The organism is Rhizobium sp. WSM1274 (genome assembly GCF_025200775.1).
GTDB lineage: Bacteria > Pseudomonadota > Alphaproteobacteria > Rhizobiales > Rhizobiaceae > Rhizobium > Rhizobium leguminosarum_I.
On the sequence record NZ_CP104138.1, the window covers coordinates 425,209 to 439,534 of the forward strand.

At 59.5% G+C, this 14,326-nt stretch carries 11 protein-coding genes and 1 pseudogene; 8 read left to right on the forward strand and 4 right to left on the reverse strand.

The genetic code is table 11. From position 1 onward, the window contains the following. Window positions 1-80: 80 nt before the first annotated feature. Window positions 81-447 (reverse strand): annotated as a pseudogene (locus N2600_RS02100) (IS110 family transposase); the annotation flags it as partial. Between the two features lie 204 nt (window positions 448-651). Beyond that, window positions 652-1,665, reverse strand: coding sequence for a nucleotidyltransferase and HEPN domain-containing protein (locus N2600_RS02105; RefSeq protein WP_170281119.1), 1,014 nt, complete (start codon window positions 1,663-1,665; stop codon window positions 652-654). Between the two features lie 324 nt (window positions 1,666-1,989). Here N2600_RS02105 and traA point away from each other — a divergent pair, with 324 nt between their 5' ends. The 3 genes from traA (at window position 1,990) to N2600_RS02120 (ending at window position 7,629) form a co-directional block, all read left to right on the forward strand. Then, on the forward strand, window positions 1,990-6,636 hold the full coding sequence (gene traA / locus N2600_RS02110; protein WP_260297817.1) for a Ti-type conjugative transfer relaxase TraA: 4,647 nt from the start codon (window positions 1,990-1,992) through the stop codon (window positions 6,634-6,636). A 320-nt stretch (window positions 6,637-6,956) separates the two neighbouring features. Continuing rightward, complete coding sequence (locus tag N2600_RS02115) at window positions 6,957-7,394, forward strand: DUF4174 domain-containing protein (protein WP_170282735.1); 438 nt, start codon at window positions 6,957-6,959, stop codon at window positions 7,392-7,394. 43 nt (window positions 7,395-7,437) lie between these two features. After that, a complete protein-coding gene (locus N2600_RS02120; RefSeq protein WP_246726985.1) occupies window positions 7,438-7,629 on the forward strand; it encodes a hypothetical protein in 192 nt (63 codons plus the stop codon). Here N2600_RS02120 and N2600_RS02125 read toward each other — a convergent pair. Beyond that, window positions 7,601-8,482 (reverse strand): LysR family transcriptional regulator, encoded by an 882-nt coding sequence (locus tag N2600_RS02125; protein WP_260297818.1) that lies wholly within the window; start codon window positions 8,480-8,482, stop codon window positions 7,601-7,603. The genes N2600_RS02120 and N2600_RS02125 overlap by 29 nt on opposite strands. After that, the gene (locus N2600_RS02130; RefSeq protein ID WP_017967104.1) at window positions 8,479-8,793 is read right to left on the reverse strand and encodes a putative quinol monooxygenase; all 315 of its coding nucleotides are present in this window, start codon (window positions 8,791-8,793) and stop codon (window positions 8,479-8,481) included. Before N2600_RS02130 ends, N2600_RS02125 begins: the two co-directional genes overlap by 4 nt. 179 nt (window positions 8,794-8,972) lie before the next feature. Between N2600_RS02130 and N2600_RS02135 the strand changes: the two genes are divergently transcribed. The 5 genes from N2600_RS02135 (at window position 8,973) to N2600_RS02155 (ending at window position 14,317) form a co-directional block, all read left to right on the forward strand. Next, on the forward strand, window positions 8,973-10,469 hold the full coding sequence (locus N2600_RS02135; protein ID WP_018070268.1) for a CoA-acylating methylmalonate-semialdehyde dehydrogenase: 1,497 nt from the start codon (window positions 8,973-8,975) through the stop codon (window positions 10,467-10,469). An 80-nt stretch (window positions 10,470-10,549) separates the two neighbouring features. Further along, window positions 10,550-10,702, forward strand: a complete 153-nt coding sequence (locus tag N2600_RS02140) for a hypothetical protein (RefSeq protein WP_260297820.1) — start codon at window positions 10,550-10,552, stop codon at window positions 10,700-10,702. 108 nt (window positions 10,703-10,810) lie between these two features. After that, entirely contained in the window at window positions 10,811-11,293 is a 483-nt protein-coding gene (gene rirA, locus N2600_RS02145) for an iron-responsive transcriptional regulator RirA (protein WP_017959053.1), read from the forward strand. A 337-nt stretch (window positions 11,294-11,630) separates the two neighbouring features. Then, on the forward strand, window positions 11,631-13,226 hold the full coding sequence (locus tag N2600_RS02150; protein ID WP_260297822.1) for an ABC transporter substrate-binding protein: 1,596 nt from the start codon (window positions 11,631-11,633) through the stop codon (window positions 13,224-13,226). An 86-nt stretch (window positions 13,227-13,312) separates the two neighbouring features. Then, entirely contained in the window at window positions 13,313-14,317 is a 1,005-nt protein-coding gene (locus tag N2600_RS02155) for an ABC transporter permease subunit (protein WP_017967109.1), read from the forward strand. The last annotated feature ends 9 nt before the right edge of the window (window positions 14,318-14,326 follow it).

Genomic DNA, 14,326 nt, shown 5'->3' on the forward strand with positions numbered 1-14,326 from the left:
GCCATCTCCATGAACTCAGAGTTGGTCATTGTTTCCACGAAACTAGGCTCACTGACGAAGGTGACCGCCCAGAGCGCACTGTCGGGAACCCAGAAGTACGTGAGCTCGCAGGCCCCCAGTAGCCGGGCGAGCGCGATCGCGTCTCGAGGGTTCGTCTTGACCTGGTCGCCAGGCTTCCTCGGGATCACCGACGGAGCCACAACCATGCAGTCATGGCCAAGCGACTTGATGAGCCGGTGGATGCCGTAACCCGTGCGGCCGGGCTCGTAGCAGAAATGCACGTGATCAAACTTGGCGACTATTCGCGGGATACGCGGCGTATGCTGGCATCCGACGCCTCAACCTCGCCGCGGATCTCTCCATTCCGGCAAATTTCAGCAATCGCAGTGCATTCTTCAGCTTGGCAACATCGATTCCGACAAAAGCTTCTTCATAGTCTGCCCCGATTCGTACTCCTGTCGTGAGGATCGGCTCGGCCTGTCCGAGCAACCCTCGGAAGACCAGTGTAACCGATCGAGAGTGCTGTCATATGGGCTCGGTTCAAAACTATTCCGATTTGCCTTACGCTAAAACGCAAGCGTTTAGGCTGCTGACATGATCAAAACTTTCGTCAAGGGTTCCACGATTTTGTGAATCCACTCACGCAGAAGGTTAACAGCATGACTGCGAATCTCGCTTGACTATGTCGCTGCCAATTATTCCTCTAAGGATCTCCAGGTGCCCTTTGCAAACCGTCTTGACCAGCCTCAGCAGTAACGCAGTTCTTTCTGCAAGCCACCCAAGCGCTTCCTCGCTGATTTCGAAATACTTCGAATAGCGCGCCTTCACATAGGCCTCGTTCAACGTGTTGAACCAGGCGCGTTCCTTGTGCTGATCACGCGGAAAGGCCTCGGCCAGACGACGGTCCTGTTCCTCCGCGAGCGAGCGCAGAAATTTGATGTTGTGCGATGGTGGGCCGTAATTGGTCAGAGTGAGCAGAACGCAAGAATAGGCTTGTTCGAGTGCTTGATGCAGGCTGAATGCGGACAGGTTTGACCAGGCGTCCCCGGTCCTTTCCGACTTGCTGAGTTGAAATTGAGCTGTTGCGAGAAAAGCGCTGGCTTCGCTAAACCTTTGCTCAAAATGTTCCTTGGCCAACCGCAGCCGATCCTCCTTCGAAAGGGGCTCGGGCTCCGCCAGCGGCTCATCGTCGAGTTCGTAGAGAACTATGCCTTCCTTGCGAATGTCAGAGAAGAAATACTGCCCTTCCTTCAGGTAGGTGTTCACCTCACGTCTGGAATGGACGATGAAGCTCACTGGTGTTTCGATAGAGGCTTCGTGGATCAGCCGGTCCGCTGCCTTGTGCCAGTATCCGGCGAACTCGCAGAGCTTGCGGTTGTTAACGATGATCAGCAGATCGAAATCGGAGCGATATCCCTTCATGGTGAAAGGTTCATCGACCCATCCACCCTTGGCGTAGGAGCCGAAGAGGATGATCTTCAAGATCCTGCCGCGCTTCTTGAATTCGGCGACGCCCTCTTTCAGCGCATCCTCGAATTCCTCATGGACGATTTCGAGAACCCGGCCGAGTTCGCGCTGCTTGCGAAGCGGCATATGTTCAAGTGACGATTTCATGAGTAATCGATAGGCGAAAGATCCAATATCGTCTACTGGCAATTTTAGCATCGCTCGACTCCCGTTTTGCCCCTGTGTCCCATTCGGTTGCCAACCCACGCTGGGGGATTGATGAAAAGTTTCAAGCGCCTAGGGACAAGGATTATCCGATCCCGGCGTGGTTGGATCGCCGTGCAACTGGCGAACAAAGCGTGAAATAGGTTTCAAATTAAACTACCTTGAATAAAACAGTTAAATCGCTTATTGGTCGCAGTTGATGTGGACCCGCGCGAAAACCGGAGACAAGCGCGGAGCGCGTCAGTCGTTCGGCCCCGACCATTGTAAGAGAGCGACGTCTCTCGTTGGTGCAGCTGCTCCGGATATGCGAGGACAATCATGGCGATCATGTTCGTCAGAGCGCAGGTGATCAGCCGGGGAGCGGGACGCAACGTCGTCGCGGCCGCCGCCTATCGTCATCGCACTAGGATGATGGACGAACAGGCCGGCATGTCGTTCAGCTATCGGCGCGGGGCCTCCGAGCTGGTGCATGAGGAGTTGGCTTTGCCGACGCAGGTACCGGAATGGCTGCGGTCGGCGGTCGAGGGGCGTTCTGTTGCCGGTGCCAGTGAAGCGCTGTGGAATGCTGTTGAAGCTTTCGAGAAACAGGCAAACGCGCGGCTGGCGCGCGAGCTGATCATCGCGCTGCCGGAAGAGCTGACGCGGGCCGAGAACATCGCGCTGGTGCGCGAGTTCGTCCGTGATAATTTCATACCCGAGGGAATGGTGGCCGACTGGGTGTTTCACGACAAGGACGGCAATCCGCACATCCATCTGATGACGACGGTGAGACCGCTGACGGAGGAGGGCTTCGGGCCGAAACACGCTCCTGTTTTGGGGGAGGATGGCGAGCCACTGCGTTTTTTCACGCCCAGACGGTCCACGGGTCGGATTATCTATAAGTCCTGGGGCGGCGACAAGGAAACCTTGCAGGCCTGGAAGATCGCCTGGGCGGAGACGGCCAACCGGCACCTGGCGCTTGCCGGCCATGAGATCCGGCTCGACGGACGCTCCTATGCCGAGCAGGGGCTGGACGGCATCGCTCAAAAACATCTCGGTCCGGAAAAGGCAGCATTGGCCAGGAAGGGCAGGGAACTCTACTTCGCGCCGGCCGATCTCGCCCGTCGCCAGGAGATGGCCGACCGGCTGCTGGCCGAACCGGAGCTTCTGCTGAAGCAGCTCGGCAACGAACGCTCCACCTTCGATGAGCGCGATATCGCCAAGGCGCTGCATCGATACGTCGACGATCCCTTGGTCTTCGCCAATATCCGCGCGCGGCTGATGGCATCGGACGATCTCATCATGCTGAAGCCGCAGCAGATCGACGCCGAAACGGGCAAGGCGAGCGAACCTGCCGTCTTTACCACGCGCGAGATCCTGCGCATCGAATATGACATGGCGCGGTCGGCGCAGGTTTTATCGGAACGTCGTGGTTTTGCCGTTTCGTCACGGCATGTCGCGGCCGCCGTCAGACACGTCGAGACCGGCGATCCCGAAAAGCCTTTCAAGCTCGATGCAGAACAGGTCGACGCCATTCGTCATGTCACCGGCGACAATGGCATTGCCGCGGTGGTCGGCCTTGCCGGCGCTGGCAAGTCGACCTTGCTTGCCGGCGCACGTGTTGCCTGGGAAAGCGAAGGTCGCCGGGTGATCGGTGCGGCGCTCGCGGGCAAGGCGGCGGAAGGACTGGAGGATAGTTCCGGCATCAGGTCGCGAACACTCGCCTCCTGGGAACTCATCTGGGCCAATGGACACGAGACGCTTCACCGCGGCGATGTGCTGGTCATCGACGAGGCCGGCATGGTGTCGTCGCAGCAAATGGCGCGTGTGTTGAAGATTGCCGAAGAAGCAGGGGCGAAAGTCGTTTTGGTCGGCGATGCGATGCAGCTCCAGCCGATCCAGGCGGGTGCGGCGTTCCGGGCGATCACCGAGCGGATCGGTTTTGCCGAACTCGCCGGCGTGCGCCGCCAGCGCGACGATTGGGCGCGCGATGCCTCGCGGCTGTTCGCCCGTGGCGAGGTCGAGAAAGGTCTCGACGCCTATGCGCAGCAGGGTCACCTCATCGAGGCGGCGACGCGCGACGAAATCATCGGGCGGATTGTTTCCGACTGGACGGATGCCCGTCGCGCGCTCGTTCGGGAAACTGCCGAAGGCGCAAACACGACCCGCCTTCGCGGCGACGAACTGCTTGTGCTTGCCCATACCAATCAAGACGTGAAGCGTCTGAACGAAGCGCTGCGATCGGTGATGACGGACGAGGGCGCGCTGGGTGCGGGTCGCTCATTCCGGACCGAACGCGGGGCGCGGGAATTTGCCGCCGGCGACCGCATCATCTTCCTGGAGAATGCCCGTTTCCTCGAGCCCCGTGCTCCCCGTCTTGGTCCGCAATATGTCAAGAACGGCATGCTCGGCACGGTCGTGTCCACCGGCGACAAACGTGGCGACACATTGCTCTCGGTCCGTCTCGACAATGGTCGTGATGTCGTCATCAGCGAGAACAGCTATCGCAATGTCGATCATGGCTACGCCGCGACCATTCACAAATCACAAGGTGTCACCGTCGAGCGAACCTTCGTGCTTGCCACCGGCATGATGGACCAACATTTGACCTATGTGTCGATGACCCGCCATCGCGACCGGGCCGATCTCTATGCCGCAAAGGACGATTTTGAAGCGAGGCCGGAATGGGGCAGGAAACCACGTGTCGATCATGCCGCCGGCGTCACCGGTGCGCTTGTCGAAACCGGACAAGCCAAATTCCGACCGAATGATGAGGATGCCGACGACAGTCCCTATGCCGACGTGAAGGCGGATGACGGAACCGTTCATCGTCTCTGGGGTGTGAGCCTGCCGAAGGCGCTCGAGCAGGGTGGGGTCTCAGAAGGCGATACAGTGACCCTGCGCAAGGACGGTGTCGAGAAGGTCAAGGTTCAGGTTCAGATCGTTGACGAGCAAACCGGCCAGAAACGGTTCGAGGAAAAAGAAGTCGATCGCAATGTCTGGACTGCCAAGCAGATCGAAACCGCCGAAGCTCGCCTGGAGCGCATCGAGCGGGAAAGCCATCGGCCGGAAGTGTTCAAGCAGCTCGCCCTGCGGCTGTCGCGCTCCGGCGCCAAGACGACAACGCTCGATTTTGAGAGCGAGGCCGGTTATCGCGCCCATGCTGACGACTTTGCCCGACGCCGTGGTCTCGATCATCTTTCTCAAGCTGCCGCCGGGATGGAGGAAAGCCTTTCCCGGCAGTGGGCGTGGATTGCGGAAAAGAGGGAGCAGGTGGCTGAGCTCTGGGAGCGGGCCAGCATGGCGCTCGGTTTTGCGATCGAGCGGGAGCGGCGCGTCTCCTACAATGAGGAGCGAATTGAAACGCAAACCATCTCGGATGCCGATGCTGACCGTGCGCGGCATCTGATCGCGCCCACCACGGTCTTTGCCAGGAGCGTGGAGGAAGACGCTCGGCTGGCACAGCTTTCGTCGCCGGCGTGGAAAGAGCGGGAGGCGATCCTGCGGCCGTTGCTGGAGAAGATCTATCGTGACCCGGATGCGGCGCTGTCAGCGCTGAACGCGTTTTCATCGGATATGAAGATCGAGCCCCGCAGGCTTGCCGACGGTCTTGCCGCAGCACCGGATCGGCTTGGCCGGCTGCGGGGTTCTGATCTCATCGTCGACGGTCGTGCGGCCCGCGACGAACGAAATTCCGTGATTACCGCCTTGACGGACCTGCTGCCACTCGCACGCGCCCATGCCACCGAGTTCCGAAGAAACGCCGAGCGGTTCGAAAGCCGCGAGCAACAGCGTCGCACCCATATGTCATTGCCGATCCCGGCGCTCTCGAAAACAGCGATGACACGTCTCATGGAAATCGAGGCGGTGCGCAGGCAAGGTGGTGACGATGCCTACAAGACCGCCTTTGCGCTTGCCGCCGAGGATCGCTCGTTCGTCCAGGAGGTCAAAGCGGTGAGCGAGGCGCTGAGCGCCCGCTTCGGCTGGAGCGCCTTTACCTCGAAGACCGATGCAGTTGCCGAACGCAACATGATCGAGCGCATGCCGGAAGACCTTGCGAGCATCAGCGGCGAGAAGCTGATCCGGCTGTTCGAGGCCGTGAAGCGCTTTGCCGACGAGCAGCATCAGGTCGAGCGGCGGGATCGTTCGAAGATCGTTGCGGCGGCCAGTGCCGATCAGGGGATGGAGGCAGACAAGGAGAATGCCGCCGTGCTGCCCATGCTTGCCGCTATCACCGAGTTCAAGACCCCGATCGACGAGGAGGCGCGCTCGCGGGTGCTCTCAGACCCTCTCTATCGCCAGCAGCGTGCCGCGCTGGCGGCCGTGGCATCAACGATCTGGCGCGATCCGGCCGACGCTGTCGGCAAGATCGAAGACCTGCTTGCCAAAGGATTTGCTGGCGAGCGCATCGCCGCTGCGGTGATTAATGACCCGGCCGCCTATGGTGCCTTGCGCGGTTCCGATCGCCTGATGGACCGGATGCTGGCCGCCGGCCGCGAGCGGAAAGTGGCAGTGCAGGCCGTGCCTGAGGCCGCCGCCCGCCTGCGCGCGCTCGGTTCGGCCTACGTCAATGTGCTCGATGCCGAACGCCAGGCTGTTGCCGAAGAGCGGCGGCGCATGGCGGTCGCCATTCCCGGCCTGTCGAAGGCGGCCGAGGAGGTGCTCATGCGGCTGACCGCCGAGGCGAGGAACAACGGTCGCAAGCTGAATGCATCGGCCGCTTCTCTCGATCCCGACATTCACCAGGAATTTGCAGCCGTCAGCAGGGCGCTCGATGAGCGCTTCGGCCGCAATGCCATCATTCGCGGCGAAAAGGATCTCATCCACCGCGTGCCACAGATGCAGCGCAATGCCTTCGAGGCGATGCAGGAAAAGCTGAAGGTTCTGCAGCAGGCCGTCCGCAAGGATAGCAGCGAGCAGATCATCTCAGAACGGCGTCAGAGGGCCGTCAGCCGTGGCCGCGGCGTCGATATGAATGGCCTTTAAACAAAACAAGAGAGGCCATTGTCCTTTGATCTGAATCAAAATGGATCAGCCTTGGCTGGAGTGTTCCGGTTGCATTACCCCGGCTGGGAAACGAACAGAAGGCAAAGAAGGTATCGCAGCTCAGACGAGCAGAATGCGCTCATGCAGACGCGTAGGCGATAAGGGGTGTGCCGGCGAAAATCCAAACGCCTAGTTCCGATTGAAGTCGGATGCCGTTGCTGGAAATGAAGAGGATCGTCGCCGATAAAAATATGGTTCCTGAAGTTTCGACGGAACCCGTGCCATCTCGGACCGTTCTCCATGTTAACGGGAGAATATGCATGTCGAAAACCCTTCTCTACGGTGCGACGAAGATCGACGAGACAAACAGCGCTTATGCGGCGGCCGAAAGCCTCGCCCAGTTCCAGTGGAAGAACCGCGTCTTCGTAATTTTCGCCGACAGGGATAATTCTCGCGCCGCCCGCCAGGAAAATCAGTTGCTAGCCGATCGCTCAGCGCTCGACGAGCGTGATCTGGTGGTGCTCAAGGTTTCCGGCGCCGGCGTTCGATCGCTCTTTGGTGCGGCTGACAGCCTCGACGGCGAAGCGATCCGCTGTGATCTCGAGGCGCCGGAGGTGGGCGAATTCGCCGCTTTCCTTCTCGGCAAGGATGGCACCGTCAAGCTCAAACTCAGCGAGCCAATTACAGATGGCGAGCTCTTCGCTATCATCGACAGCATGCCGATGCGTGCTGCCGAATCGCTGAAGCCAGACAAATAGCCCGAACGTCGCGTAGAACCAAGATCATGAAAGGGAGGCGGTCATGTCCTTGCCCAACGAACCCATTCCCGATCAGCCGCCGATGCCGGCGCCCGGCTGGAAGCCAGTGCCTCCGATCAAGGAGCCGGAGCCGGATCGGATGCCCGACGAGGCGCCGGTTCCCAATCCGGATGAGAACGACGAGCCGGCAAAACACACTTCCAAACTTAAAGAAAGATGTGCCGTTCGGCGCTGACGAGTTCCTGGAGGAAATCGGCGACGCTCCTGACCCGCATGAGGTCGCGCGCCGTTTCGTGATAGGTCGTCCAGTAGGCGCGGCGGATCGAAATATCAGGCAGGATGCGCTGCAGTTCCGGATATTGCCGGGCGATATAATCGTGCAGGATGCCAATTCCGGCGCCTGATCGTACCGCCTCCGTCTGCCCGATCGCCGTCGAAATCTCGAAACCTGCATCCCAGCTCCGCATGACTGCGCTAGAAAAATTCAGGGACGCGGTGAAGATAAGGTCTTCGACATAGCCAATACGGCAATGCGCCTTGAGCGCGTCGATATCGGCGGGTGCTCCCTTTAAAGCCAGATAATCCCGTGAGGCATAAAGGCCGAGCGTGTAGTCCGTCAGCTTCGAGGAAACGAGCCGGCCTTGGTCCGGCCGCTCCAGCGTGATGGCGATATCCGCCTCGCGCTGCGACAGAGAGAAAGAGCGCGGCACCGGCACGAGCTGGATCTTCAGCGCCGGATGGCGCTCGATCAACCTGCCAATGCGCGGCGCAAGAAAGGAAACACCAAAGCCGTCGGGCGCGCCGACGCGCACCGTCCCGGCAATCGCCGTATCTGTGTGGCCGAGGCTGGCCTGTGCTGCGAGCATTTCCGTTTCCATCCGTTCTGCGGATGCCAGGAACACTTCGCCTTCGGCCGTCAGCTCGCAGCCATTCGTGCGGCGGATGAAAAGCCGCGTCTTCAGCGCCTCTTCCAGCGAAGTCAGTCGACGTGAGAGCGTGGCGTGATTGAGCCCCAGCCGCTTCGAGGCGGCAAGGATCTGTCCGGTGCGGGCGACGGCGAGGAAAATACGAACATCGTCCCAGTTCATGGCTTGGCACGCATAGCGATCGGATCGACCTCGATCAGCGTCAACGATGTCACCATGTGCGCCGTCTGGTTCTTGTACTTAAGGAAATGCGGTGTTCGCAGATGGGCCTCGTATGCTTCCTGGTCGGCGTAGATTTCAAGAATACGGATCTGGTTCGGGTTGTCCCTGATGGAAACAGCGTTCAGGGAAAGGACGCCGTCTTCCAGCGCTAGAGATGCTTCGATTTCTTCCGTGAGCAATGCGCGATAGGTTTCAAGCGTGTCCGGATCGATCTCCAGCTCCGCCATTCTGACGATGGGTTTCCGGCTCATCGATTTGACCTCCCTTGGGATTTGACTTGTTGGCGCGCGGTGCCAAGTTTGGAAGCAGCCGCAGCGCCCGATGTGATGATCGGAGCTATAATTTACGCACAACGGTTGCTTATATCAGCGCATTGATTTGTGCAAATTGAAGTGCGATTGTCGGCCATCGAATAACAGGAGGAACACCCATGCGTGAGATCGGTCATTTCATCGGCGGCAAGCAGGTTGCCGGCACCAGCGGCCGCGTAAGCAACGTCTATAATCCGGCAACAGGCGAAGTACAGGCGACGGTCGCACTCGCAAGCGTCGAGGAACTGCGCGCTGCCGTCGAAAACGCCAAGGCTGCACAGCCGAAATGGGCTGCCACCAATCCGCAGCGCCGTGCCCGCGTCTTCTTCAAGTTCGTCGAACTCTTGAACAAGCACATGGACGAGCTTGCCGAAATCCTCTCCAAGGAGCACGGCAAGACGATCGAGGATGCCAAGGGCGACGTCATTCGCGGCCTCGAAGTCTGCGAATTCGTCTGCGGCATTCCCCATCTCGCCAAGGGCGAGTTCACCGAGGGCGCCGGGCCTGCGATCGACATGTATTCGATCCGCCAGCCGGTCGGCATCGGCGCCGGCATTACCCCCTTCAATTTCCCGGGCATGATCCCGATGTGGATGTTTGCGCCGGCGATCGCCTGTGGCAACGCCTTTATCCTGAAACCCTCCGAGCGTGATCCCTCCCTGCCGATCCGCCTCGCCGAACTGATGATCGAGGCCGGCCTGCCCGCCGGCATCCTCAACGTCGTCAATGGCGACAAGGGTGCGGTCGACGCGATCCTCACCGATCCCGATATCGGCGCCGTCTCCTTCGTCGGCTCGACGCCGATCGCCCGCTACGTCTATGGCACCGCGGCGATGAACGGCAAGCGCGCCCAGTGCTTCGGCGGCGCCAAGAACCACATGATCATCATGCCGGATGCAGACCTGGATCAGGCCGTCAACGCCTTGATGGGCGCAGGCTACGGCTCGGCCGGCGAGCGCTGCATGGCGATCTCGGTTGCCGTTCCGGTCGGCGAGGAGACCGCCAACCGCCTCGTCGAGAAGCTGACGCCGAAGATCGAATCCTTGCGCATTGGCCCCTATACCGATGACAAGGCCGACATGGGCCCGCTCGTCACCAAGGAAGCCTATACCCGTGTTCGCGGCCTGATCGACCGTGGCATCGAGGAAGGCGCCAAGCTCGTCGTCGACGGCCGCGATTTCAAGCTCCAGGGTTATGAAGACGGCTATTTCGTCGGCGGCTGCCTGTTCGATCACGTCACGCCGGAGATGGATATCTACAAGACCGAGATCTTCGGACCTGTGCTCTCCGTCGTCCGCGCCAACAACTATGAGGAAGCGCTGTCGTTGCCGATGAAGCACGAATACGGCAACGGCGTTGCGATCTACACCCGCGACGGCGATGCCGCCCGCGATTTTGCCTCGCGTATCAATATCGGCATGATCGGCATCAATGTTCCGATCCCGGTTCCGCTCGCCTATCACTCCTTCGGCGGCTGGAAGGCCTCGAGCTTCGGCGACCTCAACCAGCACGGCACGGATTCGATCAAGTTCTGGACGAAGACCAAGACCGTCACCGCCCGCTGGCCTTCCGGCATCAAGAGCGGCGCGGAATTCGTCATGCCGACGATGAAGTGATCGTCACGACATTCCAAGAAATCTGCAATTCGGGGGCCTTTCGGCCCCCGAATTTTTCCTCGTCATGCTGATTGCCGGCGATGTCGGTCGGCATCGAGAATATTCTGAGACAAGGGCGTAATCTGTTCGCCATCTCCCATTTCACCAGTGCCGAGGTCAAACTGATGCGCAGGGCACGCCCGAGCGCAGGCGGGGCGATCCTCGATGACGTCGGGATCCTGGAGCGGGATTGACGTCGCGGCAAATGGCCTCATAAGCTGAATGCGAATTTCATATTTTGGAATTGTTCAAAACTAGCAAACCGCCTATATAGGTCTGAACAGACGAGTCAGGAGAATGGCATGCGGTTGACGAAGCAGACGAACTATGCGGTTCGCATGTTGATGTATTGTGCTGCCAATGACGGGCACTTGAGCCGGATTCCGGAAATCGCCAGGGCCTATGGCGTTTCCGAGCTCTTTCTTTTCAAGATCCTCCAGCCGCTGAACAAGGCGGGTCTGGTCGAAACCGTGCGCGGTCGCAATGGTGGCGTGCGCTTGGGCAAGCCGGCCGCCGACATTAGTCTTTTCGATGTCGTTCGGGTGACGGAAGATAACTTCGCCATGGCCGAATGCTTCGAGGATGACGGTGAGGTCGAATGCCCGCTGGTCGACAGTTGTGGTTTGAATTCGGCGCTGCGCAAGGCGCTCAACGCCTTCTTCGCCGTGCTGTCGGAATATTCCATCGACGACCTCGTCAAGGCGCGTCCGCAGATCAATTTCCTTCTCGGCATTACCGGCGAGCCGGCATATCGCAAGCCCGCGATCGTTGCCCCCGCCGCCTGATTTAAAGAGCAGAATTTGCTTCTGAACCGCGGTTGCCTGGCAACCGCGGTTTTTTGTTTTTGCGGACGTCTCATCGGCCTCTGGACGCTGGGAAAATGCCCGTTGCATGTCGCGATAGGCGCGCTTTTATACCAAATGCGACAAAATTTCGGTCATTTTTGTCCGAATATTTCCAAATGCGGCTGATTTTTGACTGAAAATTTCTAAAATTGTCCAGCTGGAAAATTTTTCTGCATAGCCCGTTGCTTTCAGTAGATAAATATCGTTCCATCAACCGTCGATCGAGATGCATTCTACGATCTCCAAACATCAAGAAGAACAACCGGGAAACAATATTATGAAAAAGATCTCTGTCCTCCTGGCAGCGACGGCCCTGATTTCCGTCATGGCGACGTCGGCCTGGTCCAAGACCCTTGTTTATTGCTCCGAGGGCTCGCCGGAAGGCTTCGACCCGAGCCTCTATACGGCAGGCACGACCTTCGACGCGTCGTCGCGCACGGTCTATAGCCGCCTCGTCGAATTCAAGCATGGCGGGACCGAGATCGAGCCCGGTCTGGCTGACAGCTGGAGCGTTTCGGCCGACGGCACGGAATACACCTTCAAGCTTCATCCCGGCGTCAAGTACCAGACCACCGACTTCTTCACGCCGACGCGTGATTTCAACGCCGACGACGTCGTGTTCTCCTTCGAGCGCCAGCTGAAGTCCGACAATCCTTGGAACAAGTATGTCGAGGGCGGTTCCTACGAATACGCCGCCGGCATGGGCTTCCCGGAGCTGATCAAGTCGATCGCAAAGGTCGACGACCTCACGGTCAAGTTCACGCTCAACCATCCCGAAGCGCCGTTCCTCGCCGACCTCGCCATGGACTTCGCCTCGATCGTCTCCAAGGAATATGCCGACAAACTCGCCGCCGACGGCAAGATGGCGCAGATGAACCAGCAGCCGCTCGGCACCGGCCCGTTCACCTTCGTCGCCTACCAGCCGGATGCCGTCATCCGCTACAAAGCGAACGAAACCTATTTCAAGGGCAAGGAAAAGATCGACGATCTGGTTTTCGCCATCACCTCTGATGCGGCTGTCCGTGCTCAGAAGCTGAAGGCCGGCGAATGCCATCTGATCCCCTATCCGAATGCAGCCGACGTCTCCGAGCTGAAGAAGGATAACAATCTGACCGTGCTGGAGCAGGCCGGTCTCAATGTCGGCTTCCTCGCCTACAACACGCAGATGGCTCCGTTCGACAAGCCGGAAGTTCGCCGTGCGCTCAACATGGCGATCAACAAGCAGGCGATCATCGACGCCGTCTTCCAGGGTGCTGCCGCCGTTGCCAAGAACCCGATCCCGCCGACGATGTGGTCCTATAACGACGCCGTCGTAGACGACAAGTACGATCCGGATGCTGCCAAGAAGGCTCTCGCCGATGCCGGCGTCACGGATCTCAGCATGAAGATCTGGGCGATGCCGGTTTCGCGCCCCTATATGCTGAACGCGCGCCGCGCCGCCGAATTGATGCAGGCGGATTTCGCCAAGATCGGTGTCAAGGTCGAGATCGTCACCCATGAGTGGGCCGAATACCTGAAGCTCTCCTCCGACGTGAAGCGCGACGGCGCCGTCATCCTCGGCTGGACGGGCGATAACGGTGATCCCGATAACTTCATGGATACGCTGCTCGGCTGCGATGCCGTCGGCGGCAACAACCGTGCTCAGTGGTGCAACAAGGAATATGACGACTTGATGACCAAGGCCAAGCTGACGGCCGATGTCGGCGAGCGTACGAAGGCCTATGAGCAGGCGCAGCTGATCTTCAAGAAGGAAGCTCCCTGGGCGACCCTCGACCACTCGCTCGTCTTCGTTCCGATGAGCAAGAAGGTCTCCGGCTTCCAGATGGACCCGCTCGGCATTCACCGCTTCGACGGCGTCGACGTATCCGAATAACAAGAATAATGTAAGAATGCCCGGCAGAGCTGGGCGCAGCCGGCGGTCAGGGTCTCCTGACCGCCGGAAACTATTGGATACCTGCCATGTTGCGTTTTTTCATCAGCCGCTTCGCGGTGCTGATCCCGACATTTCTCGGCGTTTCCCTCATTGCCTTCTCGTTCATCCGCATGCTTCCCGGCGATCCCGTCATGCTCCTGTCGGGTGAACGTGTCATGGCGCCGGAGCGTCACGCCCAGATCATGCACGATCTCGGCTTCGACCGGCCTATGTATGTGCAGTATTTCGACTACCTCGTAAAAGTGCTGCACGGCGATCTCGGCACCTCTATCGTCACTAAGCGGCCGGTTCTCGGCGAATTCCTGACCCTGTTTCCGGCAACGCTGGAGCTTTCGCTCTGTGCCATCATCATTGCGGTCTGTCTTGGCGTGCCCGCCGGGGTCTTTGCGGCGGTCAAGCGTGGCACGTGGTTCGATCAGAGCGTAATGGGTGTTGCCCTCATCGGTTATTCCATGCCGATCTTCTGGTGGGGTCTGCTGCTCATTATCTTCTTCTCCGGCTATCTCGGCTGGACGCCGGTTTCCGGTCGAATCTCGCTGATGTATTTCTTCAAGCCGGTCACCGGTTTCATGCTGATCGACAGCCTGCTGTCAGGCCAAAAGGGGGCTTTCGCCTCCGCCGTCAGCTATCTCATCCTGCCGACCATCGTGCTGGCGACCATTCCGCTTGCCGTCATCGCGCGCCAGACGCGTTCGGCAATGCTCGAGGTTCTGGGCGAGGACTATGTCCGCACCGCGCGCTCGAAGGGCCTGAAGCCGCTGCGCGTTGTCGGCGTGCATGCGCTGCGCAATGCGATGATCCCTGTCATCACCACGATCGGTCTGCAGATCGGCGTTCTTCTTGCCGGCGCCATCCTCACCGAGACGATCTTCTCCTGGCCGGGCATCGGCAAATGGATGGTCGATTCGGTCTTCAAGCGCGATTACGCCGTGGTCCAGGGCGGTCTTCTGCTGATCGCCGGCGTCATCATGCTGGTCAATCTGATTGTTGATGTTCTCTACGGCTTCATCAATCCGCGCATTCGTCATTAGGAGCGGTCC